Here is a 24598-nt window from a genome sequence, read left to right as displayed (position 1 = left end):
AATTAAATGGATATCTTGGTGATTGGCAGTGGTGCGCGTGAGCATACACTGGCACGTGAACTACTAAAAAGTGAACAAGTTGAACAGGTTTATTGCTTACCTGGGAATCCGGGGATGCAATTGGACCAGATAAAAACGGCTGCAATTGACGTCGATGATTTTGAGCAGTTAATTGCGTTTGCTAAAAAACAGGCGGTGGCTTACACCGTCGTTGGCCCAGAACAACCGTTAGTCGCTGGGATTGTGGATGCTTTTCAAGCCGCGGGTTTAGCAATTTTTGGCCCGACGAAGCAGGCTGCGGCATTGGAGGGCTCAAAAACATTTGCCAAAGAAATGATGGCTCAGGCCCAAGTGCCCACCGCACAATATCAAACGGTGACTAACGAATCAGAGGCGTTATCCGCGTTGCAAGGGCGTTCGTTGCCGATAGTGATTAAGGCCGATGGTTTAGCGGCTGGTAAAGGGGTGGTCATCGCTGAAACATTGGCGGATGGCTTAGCGGCCGTTCGGCGGTTCTTTAAACAAGGGCGCCACCAGATCCTGATTGAGGATTACCTAGTTGGTGAAGAATTCTCGTTAATGGCATTAGTGGCTGATAATCAAGTTTATCCGTTGCCGATTGCCCAAGATCATAAGCGGGCTTTTGAAGGTGACCGGGGGCCGAATACCGGTGGGATGGGTGCTTATTGCCCAGTCCCGCAAATTAGTGACCAAATGGTGCAAAAAGCGGTTGAAACGATTATTAAACCGATGGTCGCGACGATGGCCGCTAACGGCACACCGTTTACTGGTGTTTTATACGCAGGGCTAATTGCGACCGCGACGGGCATCAGAGTGATTGAATTCAACGTGCGCTTTGGCGATCCGGAAACTCAAGTGGTGCTACCGCGTTTGCAGGGTGATTTAGCGCAAGTCTTTCAGCAATTATTAACCCACCAGCAACCGACTTTGGATTGGCAAACAGGCGGTGTGACACTGGGGGTTGTGGTAGCCGCTAAAGGTTATCCAAATCAAGCGCCAGCCGTTTTTCAGCTGGCACCCAGCGCTCGTTTTAAAGCGGCTAATAGTCAGTTTAGCTTTGCCGGTGTGGCAGCGACCACTGGGGGCTTAATGAGTAGTGGGGGTCGTTTATATACAGCAGTTTATACGGCGCCCACTATGGCACAGGCGCGGGTTCAGATCGAAGCGGACTTACAATCGGTGGCCAATCCGCAAAGTTTTTTTCGGCGGGATATTGGTTTCAAAAGTCAAAAGTAGGAAGCGAGTACAAATGTTTGCTAATCACTATGTAAGTGCTATATCATGATCATATTGACAAAAAGAAAGAGGCAATTATTATGACATATCATACAAGTGACGCAGAAACACCAATTGATGTTTTAAACTTAGCATCGTTAGAAGGTCGTGTGAAAGAACGAATGGAAGCCGGCGCTTTTGGCTATATTCGTGGCGGTTCAGAAGATGAATGGACAATGGCTGAAAATACCAGTGCCTTCAATCAAAAGAAGATTATGCCCCGCGTTTTACAAGGGGTTGAACATGCTGATTTGCACACAAAATTGTGGGATATTGATTTGAAGACGCCGATTATTCAAGCCCCTTCAGCCGCACAAGGCTTAGCCCACGAAAAGGGTGAAGTGGATACCGCTAAAGGGATGGCCGCAGCTGGTTCAATTTTCTCAATTAGTACGTATGCGAATACACTCGTTGAAGATGCAGCCGCAGCTGCGCCTGATGCACCACAATTCTTCCAACTTTATATGAGCAAAGATGATCAATTTAATGAATTCTTACTACAAAAGGCCGTTAAAGCCGGGGTTAAAGGCATTATTTTGACGGTTGATTCAACGTTAGGTGGTTATCGTGAAACGGATATCGAAACAAAATTCCAATTCCCACTACCAATGCCTAACTTAGCAGCTTATAGCAACTCAGATGGTGCTGGCAAAGGCATTTCAGAAATCTATGCGGCTGCTAAACAAGGGATTGTTCCAGAAGATATTCAAAAGATTAAAGAAATCACGCACTTACCCGTCATTGTCAAAGGGATTCAATCACCCGTTGATGCTGAATTAGCCATCCAAGCAGGTGCTGATGGTATTTGGGTGTCAAATCATGGCGGCCGTCAATTAGACGGTGGGCCTGCTTCTTTTGAAGTGTTACCATTAGTGGCACAACAAGTTGCCAAACGGGTACCAATCATCTTTGATAGCGGCGTTCGTCGTGGTGAGCACGTCTTTAAGGCGCTTGCTAGTGGTGCTGATTTGGTCGCAATTGGTCGCCCAATTATTTACGGGTTAAACTTAGGGGGCGCACAAGGCGTTACCTCTGTGATTGATCATTTGAACCATGAATTGTCAATCACAATGCAATTGGCAGGCACCAAGACAATCGATGCCGTCAAAGAAACCACACTACTTGATTAATTTGGATTCAAAAGCGCTAGGACTTTTGTCTGGGCGCTTTTTTTGTCAGGAAATCTTCTCTTTTCTTTTGAAAAACTGTCAATCAACGGCGGATGCAACAACGGTTTAATCCAGTGGTCATTAATGATATACTAAAAGTCCTTGGCAGGGGCACAAACAGCACAAAAAGAGGCGGACTTCAGGACAAATGTAAATTTGCCTGAAAGTCCGCCTTTTGTTGTTTAAAATTAATGCCGGTTGACAGTCGGTAAGTCCGCTAAGAATAGTTCGCTTGCGACTAAGCCGATTAAACTTAAAATAAAGTAAATCCAGTGGGCACCGCTCCCCCAACCAAAGAGGCTAGCGTCAATGCCGACTAAAATAATGAAAATAAGACAATTAAGCACTAGTCCGATTCGAAATGTTAATTGGCTAGCAACTACAGCGAATAATACGATTGAAAGAAAAATAGTAAAGAATGCAGAAATCAAAATAACGACCACCTAACACTGTCCGATTTAAGATACTTGTTTCATTCTACTATAAGAAATAGCCGACGACAATTAAATTTAGGTGTGAGTTATTGAATCTAAAGAGGTCCGATTAAAAAAACGGACTTTAAAAGCAAATGCTAGACAGTTATCGAAAAAACAGGCTATACTAGACGCGAAGTAGCCAAAGAATGGGGGAACCAAAATGGTTCGTGAAAGCAATCCTGAAACGACCGACCCACGTGTTCAGCGAACAAAGCAACAGTTACGCCGAGCACTAGTTGAACTATTAAAAACAGCAACCACTAAAGAAATTTCAATTCAAGCGATTACCAAACAAGCACAGATTACTAGGGGCACGTTTTACCTTCATTATGAAGATAAAACGGATTTTATTCAAAAAGCAGTCCAGGATTTAGTTCAGGATTTATACCAAACCGTAACGATTCAAAAAGATAAATTGGCGCAACCTTATCAGCAAATCAATTTATTAGCGTTATTTGAGTACGTTGAACGGCGTCAAGATGCCTTTAAAGTATTCCATAAAAATGATACGAGTCTGGCCTTTAAACAGCAACTAACGACCGAAATGCGACGGCTAATTGAAAACTATCTCACTAATTTGTTTCAAGAAGCAACCCAAGCTGATCAGATTGAATTGAGTATCACAGCCGATTATCTTGCTGGCGCAAGTTTAGTGCTCGTATTCAAGTGGATTGAAGATGGGTTAGTCTATTCACCACGCTATATGGCCAAGATGCTTTATCAACTTGTTCAGATGCCAAACATGGCTTTTAATGTCGCTGGCTTCTTCGTTGAAGCGTAAATAGCTATTGACTCGGTCGCGAATATTTGATATCATATGAACGTTGTAATTGTGAGCTCCACAGCTGCAACCGCGCATACTAAGGCATTAAGTACTATTATTAGTCACCTTAGTTGGCGAGTCTAAGAAAAAATAGGAGGTGCACACATGTACGCAATTATCAAAACAGGTGGCAAACAATATAAGGTAGAAGCTGGTCAAGCAATCTACGTTGAAAAGTTAGCCGCAGAAGCTGGCGAAAAAGTAACTTTTGATCAAGTTATTTTAGTTGGTGGTGAAACAACTAAGGTTGGTACACCAAACATTGATGGTGTTACTGTTGATGGTACTGTTGAAAAACAAGGGCGCGAAAAGAAAGTTGTTACTTTCAAATACAAACCTAAGAAACACAGTCATCAAAAGAAGGGTCATCGTCAACCATATACTAAAGTGATGATCGACGCTATCAACGCTTAATTGAGGGAAATAAGATGATTAAGGCTGACTTTATCGTCAATGCGGATTCGCAAATTATTTCTTTTCAAATTACGGGTCATGCTGACTCGGGTCCTTACGGGAGTGATATCGTTTGTGCAGCTGTTTCAGCCGTCTCAATTGGGACGATTAACAGTTTGCAAAAGCTCGCTGGTTTTGAACCAGAGGTAGAAGCAGATAACCTAAATGGTGGTTTGTTAACCTGTCAAGTGCCGGCAACGGTTACGGGACAAGCTTTGGCAACGGCGCAAATTCTCTTGCAGAATTTGCAACTGACGCTCGAAGATATTACGCAACAATACGGGCAGTACATTCAAGTACAAACAAAACGTAAATAGACAGTTAATAAACAGGAGGTGCATTTAGATGTTACAAATGAATTTACAATTCTTCTCTCACCATAAGGGTGGCGGTTCAACAACTAACGGCCGTAACTCTGCAGGTCGTCGTTTAGGTTCTAAACGTGCTGATGGCCAAACTGTTACAGCTGGTTCAATCCTTTACCGTCAACGCGGTACAAAGATTCACCCAGGTGAAAATGTTGGTCGCGGTGGCGATGACACATTATTTGCTCTTGTCGAAGGTGTCGTTCGTTTCGAACGTTTCGGTAAAAACAAGAAGAAAGTTTCTGTTTATACAGCAGAAGCTAAATAATGCTTTAAAAACACTCACGTTTCGTGGGTGTTTTTTATTTGCTTAAGATTTACCAGGCTGATTTGTATAAATCGGTGATAACTGGTATACTTGTAACTCAAGCAACAAACCATTGACAATCTAACTGTGAGTGCGAATCGCTATTAAAAAGCGATCTTGCATAACTAAAGGGATTGGCTTTGGCCAATCCCTTTTTTACATACAATCAGTTTAAACGACTGGAAAGACTTGCTTTTAAACCTGATTTCTTGCTATGATTAAGGCAATGGCATACTTTTAAAAAAGTACGGAGGAAATATTAATGTTATCAGTTAATGATTTTAAAAACGGCTTAACAATCGAATTTGACAACAACCTATGGCGAGTGGTTGAATTCCAACATGTTAAACCAGGTAAGGGTGGCGCTTTTGTCCGCTCAAAACTTAAGAATTTAAGAACCGGCGCTAACCAAGAAAAAACATTCCGTTCAACTGAAAAAGTTGAAAAGGCAATTATTGATACAAAATCAATGCAATATCTTTATGCAGATGGCGACAACCATGTCTTTATGGATACAGATACTTATGAACAATTAGAATTACCAGCAGCACAAATTCAAGATGAATTAAAATTCTTGAAGGAAAACATGCAAGTTTCAATCATGATGTTTGGAAGCGAAACCTTAGGGGTTGAACTACCTAAGACAGTTGATTTAGCAGTTGCCGCAACAGAACCTGGTGTGCGTGGCGATACTTCTTCGGGTGGTACCAAACCAGCAACACTAGAAACAGGCTTAGTGGTTCAAGTACCATTCTTCATTAACGAAGGCGATGTATTGACAATTAATACATCAGATAGTACTTACATTTCGCGTGCCTAACAGCAGCGTTTAACTGCTGGTAAGAATTTGTTAGGAGGGTTATTGATGGCTGAAGAAACAAATATTGTACTAGATACGCAAGAAAATTCATTGGGTAAGATCCAAATGGCACCTGAAGTGGTGGAAGTCATTTTAGGCATTGCCGCAAGCCAAATTGAAGGCGTTCATCAGATGCGTGGGACAATCTCATCATCGATTAATGAATTATTTGGTCGTTCAAATCATGGTAAGGGCGTTACTTTAAAAGTGATTGATGGCAAAGTTAATGCGGACGTTTATGTCTACCTTAATTATGGCGTTTCTGTCCCTAAGGTGGCCCTTGCCATGCAAGAAGCCTTGAAGGAACAGTTATTATTTATGACTGACTTAGAATTAGCGGAAGTCAACGTACATGTTGTTGGCGTCGTAACCGAAAAAACACAAAATATTATTGATCCAGATGATTTATTTAACGATGAAACACCTGATCTAAATGGAGACCAATCTTAATGCCTAATTTTAATCGACACCAAATTCGACAAGCAGCTTTCCAAGTGCTATTTACACTCAATGCGAATCAATCTTTAGAATTAGAGGACGCTTATCAAGCCGTCTTAACGATGGATCAGTTTGATGCTGAAGAAGTCACACCAGTTGAAGTACCTGCTTATTTGGCTTTCTTAGTGTCAGGTGTAACTGAAAATCAAGCCGCGCTTGATGCAGCATTAACCCCTTATTTGAAAAAAGGTTGGCAACTTTCTCGGTTGGCAAAACCAGACCTTATTATTTTGCGATTAGGTTTGTTTGAAATGCAAAACTCAACCGAAGCACCTGCCAAAGTCGCTTTGAATGAAGCGCTTGAACTTGCAAAACAATTTACAGATGATCAAGCAAAAGGATTTATCAACGGCGTGTTATCTAAATTCGTTGAAGCTTAGTCATAAAATGACAAAATAAAAGTAAATTGATTAACTAGTAAAATACGAACGAAATTCCTTAAAACACGTTAAAAGTATTTTTTTAGCGTGTTTTTTTAGGTTTAATGATAATTTATCAACCCGAAACGCTAAAAAAATGACTGCTTATGTTAAAATGGAATCATCAAATATCGATATATAGGGGTTGTTAATTTTGGAATTACTAGATGGGCGAGCACTTGCCAATGAACTGACACAAGCGCAACAATTAGCAGTTGAAACACTTAAACAACAAGGGGTAACACCTAAATTGGTGGTCATCATGGTCGGCGATGATCCAGCAAGTGCGATTTATACGCAAAGTAAACAAAAAAGAGCCACTAAGATTGGTATGGCATCAGAGTTAAAACGTCTCCCAGCTGAAACGACCGAAGCTGAATTGTTGGCCTTGGTAAAAACGCTGAATGACGATCGCACCGTTGATGGTATTTTGGTGCAATTGCCATTGCCAAAACAAATTAATGAAGATCATGTCATCCAAGCAATCGATGCCAAAAAAGACGTTGATGGGTTTAGTCCCGTTAATATTGGACAATTATGGCTTAACCAACCAGGCTTAGTGGCCTGCACCCCTAATGGGATTATGCGCTTATTGGCGGCCCATAAGATTGATGTGGCTGGTAAAAACGTTGTGATTGTCGGTCGGAGTAATATTGTCGGCCGTCCTTTAGCAGCGTTGATGCTCAATGCCAATGCGACCGTGACAATTGCGCACAGTCGGACAGCGGATTTAAAAACCCTCACTAAAACAGCCGATATTTTGGTAGCCGCCATTGGTAAACCGCACTTTTTCGGTGTTGATGCGGTCAAAGAAGGGGCAGTGGTCATCGACGTCGGTATTAACCGCCTTGAAGACGGTTCAGTCACTGGCGATGTTGATTTTGAAGCCCTTCAAACGCACGTCAGCGCGATGACCCCAGTGCCACGAGGTGTTGGGCCAATGACGATTACAATGTTAATGGAACAAACGATTGAAATTGCAAAGGAACGTGTCAAACGTGGTTAAACCAACTGATTATTTAACAGTCACCGCTTTAACGCAATATTTGAAAGCTAAATTTGAACGTGATCCGTATTTGGATCGGGTTTATTTGACTGGTGAAATTTCCAACTTCCGCTTGCGGCCTAATGCGCATCAATATTTTAGCTTGAAGGATAATAAGGCTAAAATTAGTGCCATTATGTTTAAGTCCGCCTTTGAAAAGGTGAAGTTTACGCCGGAAGAAGGGATGAAAGTCCTTATTGTTGGCCGAATCTCGCTATACGAAGCTTCCGGTAACTATCAAATTTACGTTGAACGTATGGAACCCGATGGCCTAGGTGCGCTGTATCAAGCCTATGAGCAATTAAAGGCGAAATTAGCAACGGAGGGTTTGTTTGATGCGCCTAAGCAACCCCTAGTCCGTTTCCCTAAACGAATTGCGGTGATTACGAGTCCTTCTGGGGCAGTGATTCGCGACATTATTACGACTACCCAACGGCGCTATCCAATTGCACAGTTAGTGTTGTTCCCAGCAGTTGTTCAAGGTGACGGTGCGGCTGATGTTTTAGTTGAGCGACTCAAACAGGTCAATGAATGTGGCGACTTCGATACGATTATTATCGGTCGGGGTGGTGGCTCAATTGAAGATTTGTGGCCGTTTAATGAAGAACGCGTTGCACGGGCGATTGTGGCCAGTCAGATTCCGGTCATTTCATCAGTGGGTCATGAAACCGATACGACGATTGCTGATTTGGTTGCGGATGTTCGAGCGGCAACGCCGACAGCGGCGGCCGAATTAGCAACGCCCGTTTTAACGGATGAAATTTTAAAATTACAACAACAGCGTTTGCGGTTATACCAAGCCTTTTCAAAAACCGTTGCGCTTAATAAAAAACAACTCGATCATTTACAAAATAGTTATGTTCTGAAACAACCTAAACGCTTGTATGATGGCTATCTCCAAAATGTTGATCAACTGCAACGGCGCTTATTGACCGCACAACAGCAATTGTTAAAAGACCGGCGCCAGCAGGTTCAATTGTTGCAACAACGGTTAACAGCACAATCACCACTAATGGCGGTCCAACAAGCGCAAAAAGACGTTACTGAACAACAACGGCGTTTAAACCAAGCGATGAACCGGTTAATGGCTGATCGCCGGCAAAAGGCCGCACAAGCCATTGCAGCACTCGATTTAGTTAGTCCGTTGAAGATTTTAGGCCGCGGTTTCGCCTATGTGACGGATGATCAGCAACAAATGTTGAAAAAAGTGGCTGATTTTAAGGCCCAACAACCGATTGAATTACACGTTCAAGATGGGTTAGTAACAGCTGAAGTTGTCGCAACCCATAAAGGAGAAGAATAAAATGGCAGAAAAAAAATTAACGTTTGAAGAAAATTTAGCGCAATTAGAAGTGATCGTCAATGAATTGGAAACGGGCGATGTGCCACTTGAAAAAGCAATGACGGCCTTTCAAGAAGGTGTTAAGCTCAGTCAAACGCTCGAAGAAACATTGAGCCAAGCTGAAAAGACAATGGCTAAAGTAATGGCCGACAACGGTGAAGAAGTGCCATTAGATGCTGAGGAGCAACAGTAATGGCTAATTTTAAACAATTAGCAGCACGTGAATTGCCGCAGTTTGATGCTTATTTAAAAAATGAATTGTCCAAAATTCAAGAACCAACGCTGCAAAAAGCGATGACGTATTCGGTCATGGCAGGTGGTAAACGATTGCGGCCACTCTTATTATTTGCGGTCTTAGAAAGTGCCGGTCAAAGCATTGATGAGACAGCTTTTAGAGCTGCTGGTGCGCTTGAATTAATCCATAGTTACTCGTTAATTCACGATGACTTACCTGCAATGGACAATGACGATTTACGGCGTGGTCAACCGACGAACCATAAGGTCTTTGGTGAAGCTGAGGCTATTTTGGCTGGTGATGGGTTATTAACACTTGCGTTTGAATGGTTAGCGACATTAAACGTGACCGCAGAACAACGCATCACACTTATTCGGTTGTTGGCACAAGCAGCCGGTGCTAATGGCATGGTTGCTGGTCAAATCGAAGATATCGAAGGCGAGCAAAAAACGTTGACGTTAGCCCAATTACAACAGGTTCATCGTCTTAAAACGGGCTGTTTGATTGAGGTTGCGGTGACCATGGGCGCTGTCTTAGCCCAACTTAATGCCGCTGAAACAGATGCTTTATGCGGTTTTGCGCAACAATTTGGGTTGGCCTTTCAAATTCAAGATGATATCTTAGATGTTACCAGTACCACTGCGGAAATGGGCAAGGCTGTCCATAAAGATGCCGCAGAACAAAAAAATACCTTCCCCATTTTATTGGGGTTGCCCGGTGCTCAAGCAGCGCTTCAAACGACTTGTCAACAAGCACAACAACAACTAGCGCAAGTCACGACTTTTGACCGGACTTTATTAAATAGTTTTTTGGACTATTTCAACGAATAGGAGAACAGATGAAAAAAGAACGGGTAGACGTACTATTAGTACAACAAGGTTTATTTGAATCACGGGAACAAGGTAAGCGGGCAATTATGGCTGGTGAAGTTTATGGGAAAAATGATGAACGAATTGACAAGCCCGGCGAAAAAATCGACGCCGAAACCGTATTAAGAGTTAAAGGCCATAAAATCCCATACGTTGGTCGGGGTGCTTTGAAATTGGCGAAGGCCATCGACGTTTTTGATATCGATCTGAAAGATAAATTGACGTTGGATATCGGGTCATCAACAGGTGGGTTCACCGATGTTGCGTTGCGCAATGGCGCACGGCGCTGTTACGCACTTGATGTGGGTTATAACCAATTGGCTTGGAAGTTGCGTGAAGATCCCCGCGTGGTGGTCATGGAACGGGTTAATTTCCGTTACAGCCAACCAGAGGACTTTACCGATGGCTTACCAGACTTTGCGATGACCGATGTTTCTTTTATTTCGTTGCACAAGATTTTGATACCTTTAAAGCCAATTCTTAAACCTAATTGTGATGCGGTTGCTTTGATTAAGCCCCAATTTGAAGCGGGTCCAGCCAACGTTGGTAAAAACGGCATTGTCCGCGATCCTAAGGTTCATAAAAATGTTGTGACTGATATCGTCAACTTTAGTTTAGCAACAGGCTACGATGTTTTAGGTCTTGATTTTTCACCGATTAAAGGCGGCGAAGGGAACATTGAGTTCTTGATTCATCTACGGAATACAGAAGCAGAAACGGGTACACTTGCTGAAACCGTGAATATTGATGCGGTTTTAGAACGAGCTTATGCAGAATTAAAACGACCTTCCGGAAAATAATGCATAAATCTTTGTGTTTTATGTATAAATACGCTATCATGTGAGTTAGAATTGTTATTCACAAGAAGAGGTGTTTTTGATGCGTAAAGTAGACCGACAACGACTGTTGAGAAATTTAATTCAAACTCATGAAATTGAACGCCAAGAGGATTTTGTTAAACTCTTGCAGGCGGAACAAATTGAGGTCACGCAGGCCACGATTTCGCGTGATATCAAAGAAATGCAGCTGGTAAAAGTCCCTAATGCGGATGAAGGTTATCACTATAGCTTACCGCTTGAAAAAAAATTAGACGTTAAAGAAAAATTGCGACGGACATTACGAGATGCCTATGTAACCCATAATCAACAGGATTATTTTGTGGTGATTAAGGCGCATCCTGGTAATGCACCAGCAATTGCAAGTTTATTAGATCAATTACAATCCGAAGATGTTTTTGGGACAATTGGTGGCGATGACACGGTCCTGATTATTTGTAAATCTGAGGAACAAGCAAAACAGTTCAGATTATTTATCGAAGACTTGCTAAAGTAATTTAGCAAGTTTTTTTAAGATTAGGACCAGATGAAAGGGGCATTTTCAAATGCTACAAGAATTAGTCATTCACGACTTTGCAATTATAGATCAATTAGCCATTAGTTTCGATGAAGGGATGACGGTTCTTTCTGGTGAAACAGGGGCCGGGAAATCGATTATTATCGATGCGGTTGGCTTGTTAGCCGGGGGTCGAGGGTCACAGGATTTCATCCGAACCGGTGCGAAAAAAGCGACGTTAGAGGGCTTGTTTACATTACCCGAAAACGGCACGACTGCCGCGCTTTTAGCTGAATATGGGATTGAACATGATGATCAAACCGTTTTATTACAACGTGATCTGGCGTTAAACGGGCATAACGTTTGCCGCGTTAATGGTCATCTGGTCAATACCACGACGCTTAAAAAAATTGGGGAAACGTTAGTTGATATTCACGGTCAAAATGAACATCAAGAATTAATGTATCCTGATCGCCACCTAGGCCTGTTGGATGAGTTTGCCCATACAACCTTGGCGAGCGCTAAAGCGGCCTATCAAGAAACGTATCAGGCTTACCGGCAAACGGAAAAAGCGTTGAAAAAGAAACAACAAAATGAGCAAGAATGGGCCCAACGCCTCGATATGCTTAAGTTTCAAACTAACGAAATCGATGCGGCGCAATTACAACCTGATGAAGAAAGTAAGCTAATCGAAGAACGTGCGAAACTCAGCAATTTCCAACGGATTAATCAGGCCTTGCAAGCTAGTCGGGCCATTTTATCTGGGGAAGAGGGTAACGCGCTAGATCAAATTGCGATTGCAATGAATCAGATGCAAGAAATTGCGGAATTAGATCCTGAATTCAAAAGAATTGCCGATAATCTACAAACAGGCTACTATACACTACAAGATAGTGGTAGTGATATTAGTCGGGAAGTTGATAATCTTGAATGGGACGAAGCGCGCTTGGATGAAATTGAACAGCGCTTGGAAACAATCAATAATCTCGAACATAAATATGGCGATTCAATTCCTGAAATTTTGGCTTATGGGGCGCAAATTACCAAAGAATTGCAAGATATGCAGGCCACTGAAGCCAACGCAAGCGAATTAGAGCAACAATTTGAACAACAACAGGCCCAATTGCTGCAAGAAGCAGCCGTTCTTTCTGAGAAACGACAAGCAGCCGCTCAACAATTGGAAAAGGCTGTTCATCAACAACTCAAAGCGCTCTACATGGCTAAAACGGTCTTCAAAGTTGAATTTGCAACGGTTGATGACCAACAATTTATGCGTAGTGGTCGGGATAAAGTTGAGTTTTATATTCAACCTAATCCGGGTGAGAAGCTACGACCGCTTGCCAAGACTGCTTCTGGTGGGGAATTATCACGATTAATGTTGGCCCTTAAAACGATTTTTTCAGAATCGCAAGGCGTCACCAGCATCATTTTCGATGAAGTTGATACCGGGGTCAGTGGGCGTGTTGCACAGGCAATCGCCAATAAGATTAGCGAAATAGCCCAACACTCACAAGTCCTCTGTATTACGCATTTGCCACAAGTAGCGGCAATGAGTGATCATCAATACCAAATTCAAAAACAAATTAAACAAAACCGCACAGAAACATCAATTCAAAAGGTAACCGGTAAAAAACGCGTTGCTGAATTGGCCCGCATGTTGGCGGGGACAGAAGTGACAGAATTAACGCTTGAACATGCCCAAGAATTAGTGGACCTCGCAGAAACTGCTAAAGCACAGATTAGACAAGCTTAATAAAGAAGGGGTTAGGACTTGTTGTCCTAACCCCTTCTTTGACGGTCATCGTTTATTATTAGTTATTCTTTGAGATGTAGCGGATTTGATTTAAAGTAACGATTTTATAAAGATTAGAGTGATTTTCCTTTAACAGGTAAGTTTGTTCGTCGAGTTGTTTAATTAAGTGCCCATTGACTTGTTCGATGTGCTCGGCCACGTTAAATTGGATAGCCAAACGGTAATGGCGATCAAAAGCTTGCATCATATAAAGTTGAATTTGGCTAGGTTGCATCTGGGGTTGTTCGATTAATTCTTGGGCATCATCGAGTTCGAAAAAACGTTGATACCGTTTCACCAATTCATGACTAAAGCCGACTACTGCTGATTGTTTGATTTCCATAACGTGTTGTCCTCCGAACGTTCGTTTGTATTTCTATTATACGAACAAACGTTCTAATCTGCAAGCGCAAATTTAAATTTTTTTCGTGTATAATAGATTAAACGATGAGAAAGGGTGATTTGATGAGTGATATCAACTACGAAATTATGGCCGAAATTGGGGTCATTAGTGAAAATAAGGCGGGCTGGAAAAAGGAATTGAACTTAATCGCTTGGAACGGTCGCGCACCTAAGTTTGATTTACGGGATTGGGCACCTGATCATGCGAAGATGGGTAAGGGCATCACCCTCACTAACGAAGAAGTTGCACAATTACAAACAATATTAAATGAGATGAACCTAAAGTAGACTTGTAATTGGCAGTCATCTAGTGATAAAATAGGACTTAACTATTTTATAAAAGAAGAGGGAATTACGTAGATGTCCAATCGAGGAATGTTGATCGTTTTATCTGGCCCATCAGGGGTTGGTAAAGGAACTGTCCGTCAAGCAATGTTAGAAGATGAATTTCGTGATTTTCACTATTCAGTTTCGATGACGACTAGAAAGCCAAGACCAGGCGAACAAGATGGTGTTGACTACTATTTTGTGAGCAAAGAAGAATTCGAGCAAGAAATTGCAAATGATGGTATGCTAGAGTATGCACAGTATGTTGATAATTATTACGGCACACCGATGAAGTATGTCAATCAAACCTTAGAATCAGGTCGCGATGTCTTATTAGAAATCGAAGTCCAAGGTGCTATGCAGGTTCGTGAGAAGTGTCCAGATGGCGTGTTTATCTTTTTAACACCGCCTGATTTATTGGAATTACGCAATCGAATCCAAAAACGTGGTACTGACGATCAAGCAACGATTGATAAGCGCATGCAAAAAGCAGCCGATGAAATTCGGATGATGGAAAATTATGATTACGCTGTTGTTAATGATGAAATTCCAAACGCCGTTCAACGGATTGAAAAGATTATTGAGAGTGAACACTTACGAGTACCACGTGTGATTGATCAATATAAGAAAATGATAGGGGAATAATAAAATGATTGTATATCCTTCAATTGATAAGTTACTAGAAAATGTTAACTCACGCTATTCATTAGCCGTTTTAGCAAGCAAGCGAGCACATCAAATCGAAGCTGGCGATTTGAAAATGTTATCAGAATACAAATCACCTAAAACCGTAGGGATGGCAATGGAAGAAATTGCTGCTGGCAATGTAACCATTGATCCTGATTCATTGATGCTTGAAAAAGATGCTGAAAAAATGGATAAGCTTTCTCAAAAAGATGGCGAATAAGAATAATTAGCGAACCGCATTTTTAGTTTATTCATCGTGGGATGTCTAAATTAAGAGGCGGTTTTTTTATTTAAAGGAGGTTTTTAAAATGGTGAGTTTAGAAAACAAACACGTTACGGTTTACGTAACCGGTGGGATTGCGGTGTATAAGGTCGCCAGTTTAGTGCGCCAGCTGATTAAAAATGGGGCAATTGTCCGCGTGGCAATGACGCAGGCTGCCACCGAATTTGTGACACCATTGACCTTTGCGACATTAACACGCCAAGAAGTGTTAACCGATTTAATGACAATGAATCATCCAGAACAAGTCGCCCACATTCACTTAGCTGACTGGACCGAATTGGCAATTGTTGCACCTGCGACGGCCAATATTGTTGGCAAGTTAGCGAACGGGATTGCGGACGATTTTGTGACGACGGCACTTTTGGCAACCACGGCGCCTAAATTATTGGTGCCCGCTATGAATGAACATATGTGGTTAAATCCTGCAACGCAACGTAATTTAACGCAATTAAAAGCAGATGGGATTGCGATTGTGCAACCCGCTACTGGTTTTTTAGCGGAAGGCTATGAAGGTCAAGGACGTTTCCCTGAAGAAGACGTGATTATGAGCAATGTTTATCGGCAGCTAACACCTAATCGGTTGCAGGATAAGGTGGTTTTAGTGACTGCTGGTGGCACGCAGGAACCTTTGGATCCGGTCCGCTATATTGGTAACCGGTCATCTGGTAAAATGGGGTATGCGATTGCTGAAATGGCGGCTCAAATGGGTGCGAAGGTCACTTTGATTAGTACACGGCCAGAATTGGCTGTCCCTGCTAATCTAGCACAAGTTATCTATGTCCGAACGGCAGCCGAACTGCAAGGGGCCGTTGCTAGTTTATACAATGAAGCGGATGTCGTGATTATGGCAGCCGCTGTCGCTGATTTTAAACCGGCGCAATATGTTTCACAAAAAATTAAAAAACAAGTGGGTCAAACTGATATGATGCTTGAACTCAATCGGACGCCGGATATTTTAGCAACATTGGGTCAAGAAAAGAAAAAGCAATATTTAGTGGGCTTTGCAGCTGAAACCAATGATTTGATGGCGCATGCGCAAGTTAAGTTAACGGCTAAACAGGTCGATTTATTAGTGGCCAATGATGTCAGTCAAACTGACCGGGGGTTTGGCGCTGACCAAAATGCGGTCACCCTTTTACGACCTAATCAGGCACCAGAAGCATTACCATTGGCTTCTAAAAAAGTGATTGCCACTCAAATTTTAGAACGGATTAGTACAGCGCTTAGCTCAAAGGAGGAATAGCATGCCACAGATTGCTAAAGTAATCGTTGATGTGCCGACAATGCAAACTAATCGGCCGTACGATTATCAGGTACCGGCCACTTTAGTTGATGTCATTCAACCTGGAATGCGGGTTATTATTCCGTTTGGAAATGGCGATCGTAAGATTCAGGGCTTTGTCTTGCAAGTTTTAGACCAGCCAAGCTTTACGGGCCAATTAAAGGCAATCGAAGCAGTTGTTGATTTAACGCCAGCGGTTAACCCTGAATTGCTATCACTTTCGGATTGGTTAGCACAACAGACGTATGCTTTTCAGATCACGTGTCTGCAGACGATGTTACCCAGTGTGATGCGGGCTAAATATACGAAAACTGCGACGTTAACTGATGAAATTCCAGCGGACTTACAGGCCAGTCTGTTCAATGGCAATGACGAGTTGACTTTTGATCAGAATCTGGCGCCTGATAAGTTAAAACAACTCATGCAATTGCAACGCCAAGGTAAAATTAGCGTCACTTATCACGTTGACAACCGGGCACAAGTTAAGCAATTAACGGCGATTGAGCCGGCACTGAGTTTTGAACAATTGGAAGAAGCACGGATGGGCTTGCGAAAATCAGCCCAGAAGCAAAGCCAATTAATCAGTTATCTGCAAACGCTGATTGATCAAGAGGCACCAACTTTATTAAAGACGATTTTAGAAAAAACAACCTTCACGCGGGAAAATATTCGAATCGGTGCAGAAAAAGGCTGGCTACGTCAAGTGAAGGTCGAAGCTTACCGAAATCCATACACTAATACTGTTCAACCAACTCACAAAATGACGCTAACGAGTGAACAAGAAACCGCAGTTGATGCGGTCGTTCAATCCGCATCAACGGATGCCTCAGAAGTATTCTTAATTGAAGGTGTCACTGGCAGTGGGAAGACCGAAGTTTATTTACAAACGATTGATGCCGTCTTGCAACAAGAGAAGACGGCACTGATGCTAGTCCCTGAAATTGCTTTGACCCCGCAGATGGTGCAACGTGTGAAGGGGCGCTTTGGTGATTTAGTCGCTGTGTTACATAGTGGCTTGTCTGAAGGCGAGAAGTACGACGAATGGCGGCGCATTGAACGCAAAGAAGCACGCGTGGTCGTCGGTGCCCGGTCAGCCGTTTTTGCACCACTTGAAAATATCGGTGTGATTATTATGGATGAAGAACACGAAGCCAGTTATAAACAAGACGAAAGTCCGCGGTATCATGCCCGCGATGTTGCGATTTGGCGGAGTCAGTATCATCACTGCCCGGTCATTTTAGGCAGCGCCACACCATCGTTAGAATCCCGGGCTCGGGCGCAAAAAGATGTCTACCATCTGATTCGCCTGACGCAACGGGTGAACCAACAAGCCTTACCAGCTGTTGAACTAGTTGATATGCGCGAAGCGATGAAGGTTCAAAAAGCTAGCAATTTTTCGCCAGCATTATTGGCCGGCATTAAAGAGCGGATGCAAAAAGGCGAACAAAGTGTGTTACTCCTAAATCGCCGTGGTTTTTCATCATTTATCATGTGTCGCGATTGCGGGTTTGTCTTGCAGTGTCCTAACTGTGATATTTCGTTAACGCTGCATATGGATACACACTCAATGAAATGCCATTATTGTGGGCACGAAGAAGCGATTCCTAAGATTTGTCCTAGCTGTCAGAGTCGTCAAATTCGTTATTTTGGGACCGGCACGCAAAAAGTCGAAGCTGAATTACAAGAATTAATGCCTGAAGCACGGATCTTGCGGATGGATGTTGATACGACTCGCAAAAAGGGCGCACATGCTAAATTATTGAAAAAATTCGGTGATCACGAAGCTGATATTCTATTAGGGACGCAGATGATTGCCAAAGGCTTAGATTTCCCGGACGTAACGTTAGTCGGGGTGATCAACGCTGATACGGCTTTGGGCTTGCCAGATTTTCGGGCGAGTGAACGGACTTTCCAATTATTAACGCAGGTTAGTGGTCGTGCGGGTCGTGCGGATAAGGTGGGGCAAGTGATTGTTCAATCTTATAATCCCGAGAATTACGCGATTCAATTTGCTAAACAGCACGATTATGAAGGCTTTTATCAATATGAAATGGCGGTGCGCCACCGTGGCGGCTATCCGCCTTATTACTTTACGGTGAAGGTGACGGTTAGCCACCCTGAAGAAGCACTTGCCGCAAAGAAGAGTTTTCAAATTGCCAAACAGATGCGACCGATTTTATCCGACCAAGCACTGATTCTCGGGCCCACCCCGAAATCAATTGCTCGGATTAATAATCGTTATTTTTACCAAATTGTGATTAAATATAAACAGGAACCACAACTTCAGGCTAAATTAGCCGAAATACTAGAGACCACCCAAATCGATACTCGTCACGGGTTTAAGATTGGGCTGGATAATGAACCTCTACAATTTACTTAAAAGTGAGCGTGATTGATTAATGACATCCATCGTATTTATGGGAACACCCCAATTTTCAGTACCAATTTTAGAAGCCCTTGTGGCAAACGACTACCAAATCTTGGCAGTTGTGACGCAACCGGATCGGAAAGTCGGTCGTAAACAAGTGTTGCAACAAACACCTGTTAAAGAAGCAGCGGTTCGACTAGACTTGCCAGTATTCCAACCAGAAAAATTGAGCGGCAGTCCTGAACTTGCTGACGTAATTGCCTTACAACCGGATTTAATTGTGACGGCAGCTTACGGTCAATTTTTACCAACGAAATTATTAGAAGCCGCTAAAATCGCTGCGATTAATGTCCATGGCTCATTATTGCCTAAGTATCGTGGTGGCGCCCCAATTCAATACGCCGTTTTAAATGGCGATTCAGAAATCGGGATTACCATCATGCACATGGCTAAGAAAATGGATGCCGGCGATATGATTGAGCAAGCAAGCATTCCAATTGAAGCCTCAGACGACACAGGTAGTTTATTCGATAAGTTAAGCTATGTCGGTCGGGATCTCTTATTGAAGACCTTACCAGGGATTATTGCACAAACAGCACCCCGGACACCGCAAGATGAAGCGCAAGTTACCTTTGCTTATAACATTACCAAGGAACAAGAACAATTAGACATCAACCAACCTGCTGAACAGTTGGTTAACCAAATTCGCGCTTTACGGCCACAACCAGGGGCTTGGCTAGCGGTTAATGGGCAACGGACTAAGATTTGGCAAGCAACAGTTGCAGAAACAACAACTGATCAAGCAGCTGGTGTAGTTGTCGCATTAAATAAAAAAGATTTCGAATTAGCTGCCGGTAACGGAACTGTTTTAAAAATTACTGAAATTCAACCGGCTGGTAAAGCTAAGATGCCAGTGCAATCTTATTTAAATGGGGTTGGCAAGCAATTAGCAGTCGGTCAACAAGTGGTGGTGCAAGATGCCGAATAAGACACCGCGCTACTTAGCTGTTGAAATATTGACGGCAATTGCCAAACAAAATAGTTATTCAAACTTGGCATTAGACCAAGTGATCAATAAGAACCGATTAAACCCACAAGATGCGGGCTTTTTAACGCAGCTTGTTTATGGTGTTATTCAGCATGAATACACATTGGATTACTATTTAGCACCTTTTATTCAAAAACCAAAGAAAATGGATAACTGGGTTCGCCAAGTTCTTAGAACAGCGGTTTATCAACAAGTTTATTTGGATCGCGTGCCAGAACATGCTATTTTTTACGAAGCAACTGAAATTGCTAAAAAAATGGGGCATGCGGGGGTCGCTAAGCTCGTGACCGCGATTTTGCGGCAGTTACAACGCAGTGGTTTACCAGACCTCAATGCGATTGCTGATCCAATTGAACGTCTTAGCATGCAATACAGCGTGCCGCAATGGTTGGTGGCAAAACTGCAAGCTGATTTAGGGGATGATAAACTCGAATCATTGCTCGCAACAATTAATCAACCAGCCAACGCTTCATTGCGTGTTAACACTCGAGTCAATACGGTTGATGCCGTATTGGCTGAATTACAACCGCAGTTTAATGACCTCCAACCAAGTCAGATTGCCAAGGTTGGCTTAGTCGCACAAGGCGGTCATTTGGCCAGTGGTGCGTTATTTGAAGCGGGCGATTATACGATTCAAGATGAAAGTTCAATGTTAGTCGCACCTAGTTTAGACATTCAACCAGGCGATCAAGTGTTGGATGCTTGTGCTGCACCTGGTGGCAAGACAACGCATATGGCAACTTATTTGGACGCGCAACAAGGCGGTCAAATCACGGCCTTAGATATTCATGATCATAAAGTGCGCTTGATTGAACAAAATGCGAAGCGGCTTCATGTTGAAGATGTTGTTAGCGCCCAAGCACTAGACGCACGTAAAGTCGGCGAACAATTTGGTGAGGCGCATTTCGATAAAATTTTAGTCGATGCTCCTTGTTCTGGTTTAGGGTTAATGCGCCGGAAACCAGAAATTAAATATAGCCGCCAACCAGCGGACTTATTGAATCTACAACGAATCCAATTAGCAATTCTAGAAGCTGTTGCGCCTACTTTGAAAGTCGGCGGACGCCTAACTTATAGTACGTGCACCATCGTTCCAGAAGAAAATCAACAAGTGGTAGCAGCCTTTATCGCTAACCATCCTGAATTTGAAATTGAACCAGTCCCACTTGAATTACCATTAGCGCAAAATCAAGCAAGTCCTTTTGTCCAAATCTATCCAGATGATTACCAAACAGACGGCTTTTTCATCGCTTGTTTGAAACGACGGGCATAACTACAATTGAGGTGATTTTTTATGGAAGTTGCATATCAAACAGATGTCGGCCAACAGCGACAGAATAATCAAGATTACGTTGGATTTTATACTAATCAACGCGGTGTTCAATTTGCAATTGTCGCCGACGGTATGGGCGGTCATTTAGGGGGCGATGTGGCCTCTGAAATGGCAGTTTCCCATATCGGACATGAATTTGAAAAAACAGATGATACTGATATTGAAGCGATGGTTAAATGGTTGATTTTTGAATTACAAAGAGAAAATCAACATATCTTAGCCAAAGCGAATCAATATGACGATTTATCGGGGATGGGCACGACCTTAGTGGCAGTCTTAATTTCCGGGACGCACTATTTAGTCGCTAATATCGGCGATAGCCGCGTTTACCGTCTCAGACGCAATACATTACGTCAATTAACGGAAGACCACTCATTGGTCAATGAACTCGTTAAACAAGGGGAGCTAACGGCAGAAGCCGCTAAGCATCATCCTCAAAAAAATATCATTACGCGCACACTGGGTGTTTCTCAAGAAGTTGATGCAGATGTGACGATTTATGAATTCGAACCAGATGACTACTTACTTTTATGTACAGATGGGCTGACCAATATGGTTGATGACGATCAATTGCAACAAACCTTGATGGCAGAGATGACGCTGGAAGAAAAATGTGCCGCCTTAATCCAAAAAGCAAACGAAGCTGGCGGCATGGACAATATTACGGCACTCATCTTACATCACGAAGGTGAGGTGCCTACGCCATGATGGAAACAGGGTACGCTGTAGCGGGGCGTTATAAGATTATTCGTCCCATCGGTGAAGGCGGCATGGCTAATGTTTATTTGGCACAGGATTTAATTTTAGATCGGCAAGTGGCGGTTAAAGTTTTACGATTGGATCTCCGAAATGATCCGGATACAGTTCGGCGCTTTACGCGAGAAGCATTGGCAACGACGGAATTGAATCATCCGAATATTGTTAGTATTTACGATGTTGGTGAAGAAAACAGTATGCAATACATCATCATGGAATATATTAAGGGCACCGATCTTAAGAAATATATCGTAGAACACTTTCCAATTCCTTATCAACGGGTGATTGATATTATGACGCAGATTTTATCTGCGGTTCAAAACGCGCATGCGCATAATATTATTCATCGGGATTTAAAACCGCAAAATATTTTGGTTGATGAAGACGGCAACGTTAAGATTAGTGATTTTGGGATTGCGATTGCACTCAGTGAAACAGCGATGACTCAAACGAACACCTTATTAGGTTCTGTACACTACTTATCGCCCGAACAAGCTAGAGGCGCAATGGCTACGAAGCGTTCCGATATTTATTCATTGGGGATTGTTTTATACGAATTATTGACGGGGATGGTACCTTTTGAAGGTGAGTCCGCGGTTTCAATTGCGATTAAGCATTTCCAAGATGAAGTCCCACCAGTGCGCAACTACGATCCGCGTATTCCGCAAGCCTTGGAAAATGTCGTCTTAAAAGCGACTGCCAAGGATCCGGATGAACGCTATAGCGGTGTTGATGCAATGATGGCTGACTTAGCAACTTCGTTATCAGCTAGTCGTGCGCATGAACCTAAATTTGTACCGTCAAAAGCGGATGATTTGAGCGAGACTAAGGTGATTCCCGCGCTAGATCCAGAAGGCATTACGCAAACCAACAACGATGAGCAACAAGTTAAGGCGGCAGAACCAACTCAGAAAAAGGCGAAAAAGCCAGTTAACCCTAAACGTAAGTGGTGGCTACTAGGTGGCGGTGTTGTTTTATTGATGTTGTTAGGAACGATGGTTGCTTTTGCAGTTCAGGGAAGTGAAGTAACTGTCCCTGATTTAACGGACATGACGCAACAAAATGCGGAATCTGCTTTGACCGATAAAAAACTAAAGGTCGGCACGGTCCAAAAAACGACGAGTCAAAAATATAGCAAGGGCCATGTCATTCGAACGACCCCTAAAGCAGGTTTGAGCGTTAAATCAAGAAGTACAGTTAATTTAATTGTTAGCTCTGGCCGTCAGAAGTTTGAGATTAAAGATTATACAAATCAAGGGTATAGCGAAGTTCGGGATGCCCTGAAGGATAAGGGCTTGACCGTTAAAAGGAAATACCAAAGCTCAACTGAAGTCAGTCCTGGCCTAATTATCGATCAAAGTATTGCGGCTGGTAAAAAGGTAGTGCCAAGCAAAACGACAATTACCTTGACAGTCAGCAGCGGCAAACCAGGTTTTGCGTTGCATAATCTAAGCAATTATACAAAACAAGGGATTCAAGAATATGCTGCTCAAAACGGATTAACAGTTATCTTTTCTGAAGAATATTCATCCAGTATTTCTGAAGGAATGGTAATCAGTCAGTCGCCTGCAAGTGGTACAATGGTTCAAGAAGGTGATAGCGTAAGCGTTATCCTTTCAAAAGGTGAAAGGCCTGTCGAACACAACTCTAACGAGATGTCGAGTTCAAATTCGGTTGTCGAATCGAGTGCGCCTGAATCAAGTCAATCGAGTGAAAGCAGTGCGAGTGAGTCGGAGAGCGAGTCAGAGAGCGAATCGGCAAGCGAATCAGCAAGTGAGTCGATCGGTAGTTCAGCTAGTCAAAGTAGTCAATCGAGCGTTCAATCAAAGTAACAGTTAGTTATAATAGCTTGTGACCGTTGTTTACGGGATGATTAAGTAATTTTAGTGGATAACCACAGAACAGGTTAAAAAATAATGGGAGGTGACCTATTGCAGACCGGACAGATTATTCGTGCCCTCAGTGGGTTTTATGATGTACAAAGTGAACACAAAATTTATCGAACACGGGCTCGAGGTAATTTTAGAAAACGTAAAATTACGCCATTGGTCGGCGATTTCGTTGAATTTGAAAGTGAAAGTCAAACGGAAAGTGGCTATATCTTAGAGATTTTAGAACGTAAAAATGAAATGATTCGGCCACCAGTAGCAAATATCGATCAGGCCGTCGTCATTGTTTCGGCAGTCGAACCTGATTTTTCGTTAAACTTATTAGATCGGTTCTTGATTTATTTAGAAAGTTTGAATATTCAAGGGCTCGTTTATTTGACGAAAACCGATATGATCTCTGACGAAAAATATCAAGCAATTAAGCAATCTTTGGATTACTATGAAAAAGTGGGTTACCCAATTTTTGCACCCAGAACGGCGTTTACACCAGAGATTATTCAAGCGATTGAAGACACATTCCCTGATAAAACGACCGTCTTTACGGGGCAAACAGGGGCTGGTAAATCAACGCTGCTTAATCACATTGATCCTAAATTGAACTTAGCAACGGCTGAAATTTCGCAAAGTTTAAACCGTGGGAAGCATACGACGCGTCATATCGAACTAATTCCATTGAACGATGGGTTGGTTGGTGATACACCGGGCTTTTCATCACTGGGCATTTTAAATGTGACGAGTGAAACTTTAGTGAGTCGCTATCCTGAATTTAGAGAAATCGGACAAGATTGTAAGTTTAGAACCTGCCAACATGTGATGGAACCTAAGTGTGCTGTTAAAGCGGCCGTTGATGCTGGTGAAATTATGCAAAGTCGCTATACGAACTATTTGCAATTCCGGGCTGAATTAAAGGATATCCGGCCTGTTTATAAGAAATCAAAATAAT

At 42.7% G+C, this 24598-nt stretch carries 28 protein-coding genes and 1 other annotated feature; of the genes, 26 read left to right on the top strand and 2 right to left on the bottom strand.

The genetic code is table 11. The features are described from left to right. The first annotated feature begins 6 nt into the window (after positions 1 to 6). Positions 7 to 1257: a phosphoribosylamine--glycine ligase gene (purD, locus tag ACPBEH_RS03800; protein ID WP_424349779.1), complete on the top strand. Its 1251-nt coding sequence runs from the start codon at positions 7 to 9 to the stop codon at positions 1255 to 1257. A gap of 80 nt (positions 1258 to 1337) precedes the next feature. After that, on the top strand, positions 1338 to 2426 hold the full coding sequence (locus ACPBEH_RS03795) for a lactate oxidase (RefSeq protein ID WP_424349778.1): 1089 nt from the start codon (positions 1338 to 1340) through the stop codon (positions 2424 to 2426). A gap of 227 nt (positions 2427 to 2653) precedes the next feature. On the opposite strand, the gene ACPBEH_RS03790 is transcribed toward ACPBEH_RS03795, so the two are convergent. Further along, complete coding sequence (locus tag ACPBEH_RS03790) at positions 2654 to 2896, bottom strand: hypothetical protein (RefSeq protein ID WP_011374377.1); 243 nt, start codon at positions 2894 to 2896, stop codon at positions 2654 to 2656. A 205-nt stretch (positions 2897 to 3101) separates the two neighbouring features. On the opposite strand from ACPBEH_RS03790, the gene ACPBEH_RS03785 reads away from it, so the two are divergent. The 14 genes from ACPBEH_RS03785 (at position 3102) to recN (ending at position 13241) form a co-directional block, all read left to right on the top strand. Then, positions 3102 to 3722, top strand: coding sequence for a TetR/AcrR family transcriptional regulator C-terminal domain-containing protein (locus ACPBEH_RS03785; RefSeq protein WP_424349777.1), 621 nt, complete (start codon positions 3102 to 3104; stop codon positions 3720 to 3722). Between the two features lie 58 nt (positions 3723 to 3780). Further along, positions 3781 to 3856 (top strand) — a sequence feature (ribosomal protein L21 leader region). A gap of 13 nt (positions 3857 to 3869) precedes the next feature. Continuing rightward, on the top strand, positions 3870 to 4178 hold the full coding sequence (gene rplU, locus ACPBEH_RS03780; RefSeq protein WP_004265609.1) for a 50S ribosomal protein L21: 309 nt from the start codon (positions 3870 to 3872) through the stop codon (positions 4176 to 4178). 14 nt (positions 4179 to 4192) lie between these two features. Next, a complete protein-coding gene (locus ACPBEH_RS03775; RefSeq protein ID WP_011374380.1) occupies positions 4193 to 4534 on the top strand; it encodes a ribosomal-processing cysteine protease Prp in 342 nt (113 codons plus the stop codon). 28 nt (positions 4535 to 4562) lie between these two features. Continuing rightward, entirely contained in the window at positions 4563 to 4850 is a 288-nt protein-coding gene (gene rpmA / locus ACPBEH_RS03770) for a 50S ribosomal protein L27 (protein WP_011374381.1), read from the top strand. A gap of 301 nt (positions 4851 to 5151) precedes the next feature. Then, on the top strand, positions 5152 to 5709 hold the full coding sequence (gene efp, locus ACPBEH_RS03765; protein WP_424349776.1) for an elongation factor P: 558 nt from the start codon (positions 5152 to 5154) through the stop codon (positions 5707 to 5709). Between the two features lie 45 nt (positions 5710 to 5754). Continuing rightward, positions 5755 to 6198, top strand: a complete 444-nt coding sequence (locus tag ACPBEH_RS03760) for an Asp23/Gls24 family envelope stress response protein (RefSeq protein WP_011374383.1) — start codon at positions 5755 to 5757, stop codon at positions 6196 to 6198. Further along, complete coding sequence (gene nusB, locus ACPBEH_RS03755) at positions 6198 to 6626, top strand: transcription antitermination factor NusB (RefSeq protein WP_011374384.1); 429 nt, start codon at positions 6198 to 6200, stop codon at positions 6624 to 6626. Before ACPBEH_RS03760 ends, nusB begins: the two co-directional genes overlap by 1 nt. Before the next feature lie 193 nt (positions 6627 to 6819). Next, positions 6820 to 7671 (top strand): bifunctional methylenetetrahydrofolate dehydrogenase/methenyltetrahydrofolate cyclohydrolase FolD, encoded by an 852-nt coding sequence (gene folD, locus ACPBEH_RS03750; protein WP_424349775.1) that lies wholly within the window; start codon positions 6820 to 6822, stop codon positions 7669 to 7671. Beyond that, positions 7664 to 9013 carry an exodeoxyribonuclease VII large subunit gene (gene xseA / locus ACPBEH_RS03745; protein WP_424349774.1) on the top strand — a complete coding sequence of 450 codons (1350 nt, stop codon included), beginning with the start codon at positions 7664 to 7666 and terminating at the stop codon, positions 9011 to 9013. The genes folD and xseA overlap by 8 nt, the downstream gene beginning before the upstream one ends. A 1-nt stretch (position 9014) precedes the next feature. Then, positions 9015 to 9245 (top strand): exodeoxyribonuclease VII small subunit, encoded by a 231-nt coding sequence (locus tag ACPBEH_RS03740; protein WP_011374387.1) that lies wholly within the window; start codon positions 9015 to 9017, stop codon positions 9243 to 9245. Beyond that, positions 9245 to 10117: a polyprenyl synthetase family protein gene (locus tag ACPBEH_RS03735; RefSeq protein WP_424349773.1), complete on the top strand. Its 873-nt coding sequence runs from the start codon at positions 9245 to 9247 to the stop codon at positions 10115 to 10117. Before ACPBEH_RS03740 ends, ACPBEH_RS03735 begins: the two co-directional genes overlap by 1 nt. 8 nt (positions 10118 to 10125) lie before the next feature. Continuing rightward, positions 10126 to 10956, top strand: coding sequence for a TlyA family RNA methyltransferase (locus tag ACPBEH_RS03730; protein WP_424349772.1), 831 nt, complete (start codon positions 10126 to 10128; stop codon positions 10954 to 10956). A gap of 79 nt (positions 10957 to 11035) precedes the next feature. Next, complete coding sequence (argR, locus tag ACPBEH_RS03725) at positions 11036 to 11488, top strand: arginine repressor (protein WP_424349771.1); 453 nt, start codon at positions 11036 to 11038, stop codon at positions 11486 to 11488. Positions 11489 to 11537: 49 nt separating this feature from the next. Then, on the top strand, positions 11538 to 13241 hold the full coding sequence (gene recN, locus ACPBEH_RS03720; protein WP_424349770.1) for a DNA repair protein RecN: 1704 nt from the start codon (positions 11538 to 11540) through the stop codon (positions 13239 to 13241). 58 nt (positions 13242 to 13299) lie between these two features. On the opposite strand, the gene ACPBEH_RS03715 is transcribed toward recN, so the two are convergent. Then, complete coding sequence (locus ACPBEH_RS03715) at positions 13300 to 13623, bottom strand: hypothetical protein (RefSeq protein ID WP_424349769.1); 324 nt, start codon at positions 13621 to 13623, stop codon at positions 13300 to 13302. A 122-nt stretch (positions 13624 to 13745) separates the two neighbouring features. On the opposite strand from ACPBEH_RS03715, the gene ACPBEH_RS03710 reads away from it, so the two are divergent. The 10 genes from ACPBEH_RS03710 to rsgA all read left to right on the top strand — a co-directional run bounded on the left by ACPBEH_RS03710 (position 13746) and on the right by rsgA (position 24597). After that, positions 13746 to 13970 carry a YdbC family protein gene (locus tag ACPBEH_RS03710; protein WP_016264859.1) on the top strand — a complete coding sequence of 75 codons (225 nt, stop codon included), beginning with the start codon at positions 13746 to 13748 and terminating at the stop codon, positions 13968 to 13970. Positions 13971 to 14042: 72 nt separating this feature from the next. Continuing rightward, a complete protein-coding gene (gene gmk, locus ACPBEH_RS03705) occupies positions 14043 to 14654 on the top strand; it encodes a guanylate kinase (RefSeq protein WP_011374394.1) in 612 nt (203 codons plus the stop codon). A 4-nt stretch (positions 14655 to 14658) separates the two neighbouring features. Next, positions 14659 to 14916: a DNA-directed RNA polymerase subunit omega gene (gene rpoZ / locus ACPBEH_RS03700; protein WP_011374395.1), complete on the top strand. Its 258-nt coding sequence runs from the start codon at positions 14659 to 14661 to the stop codon at positions 14914 to 14916. Between the two features lie 88 nt (positions 14917 to 15004). Next, the gene (coaBC, locus tag ACPBEH_RS03695) at positions 15005 to 16222 is read left to right on the top strand and encodes a bifunctional phosphopantothenoylcysteine decarboxylase/phosphopantothenate--cysteine ligase CoaBC (RefSeq protein WP_424349768.1); all 1218 of its coding nucleotides are present in this window, start codon (positions 15005 to 15007) and stop codon (positions 16220 to 16222) included. 1 nt (position 16223) lies between these two features. Beyond that, positions 16224 to 18641 (top strand): primosomal protein N', encoded by a 2418-nt coding sequence (gene priA, locus ACPBEH_RS03690; protein WP_424349767.1) that lies wholly within the window; start codon positions 16224 to 16226, stop codon positions 18639 to 18641. A 19-nt stretch (positions 18642 to 18660) separates the two neighbouring features. Further along, positions 18661 to 19617, top strand: a complete 957-nt coding sequence (gene fmt, locus ACPBEH_RS03685) for a methionyl-tRNA formyltransferase (protein ID WP_424349766.1) — start codon at positions 18661 to 18663, stop codon at positions 19615 to 19617. Then, complete coding sequence (gene rsmB / locus ACPBEH_RS03680) at positions 19607 to 20950, top strand: 16S rRNA (cytosine(967)-C(5))-methyltransferase RsmB (protein ID WP_424349765.1); 1344 nt, start codon at positions 19607 to 19609, stop codon at positions 20948 to 20950. The genes fmt and rsmB overlap by 11 nt, the downstream gene beginning before the upstream one ends. 21 nt (positions 20951 to 20971) lie before the next feature. After that, complete coding sequence (locus tag ACPBEH_RS03675; RefSeq protein WP_025015868.1) at positions 20972 to 21718, top strand: Stp1/IreP family PP2C-type Ser/Thr phosphatase; 747 nt, start codon at positions 20972 to 20974, stop codon at positions 21716 to 21718. Then, complete coding sequence (pknB, locus tag ACPBEH_RS03670; protein ID WP_424349764.1) at positions 21715 to 23598, top strand: Stk1 family PASTA domain-containing Ser/Thr kinase; 1884 nt, start codon at positions 21715 to 21717, stop codon at positions 23596 to 23598. The genes ACPBEH_RS03675 and pknB overlap by 4 nt, the downstream gene beginning before the upstream one ends. A gap of 99 nt (positions 23599 to 23697) precedes the next feature. Beyond that, positions 23698 to 24597 (top strand): ribosome small subunit-dependent GTPase A, encoded by a 900-nt coding sequence (gene rsgA / locus ACPBEH_RS03665; protein ID WP_424349763.1) that lies wholly within the window; start codon positions 23698 to 23700, stop codon positions 24595 to 24597. Position 24598 lies beyond the last annotated feature (1 nt).

Origin of the sequence: Latilactobacillus parasakei (assembly GCF_049674265.1) — a bacterium.
In the GTDB taxonomy this organism is placed as follows: domain Bacteria; phylum Bacillota; class Bacilli; order Lactobacillales; family Lactobacillaceae; genus Latilactobacillus; species Latilactobacillus sakei.
Note: the sequence above shows the minus strand (reverse complement) of the source record. Positions and strands in the feature narration are given on the sequence as shown.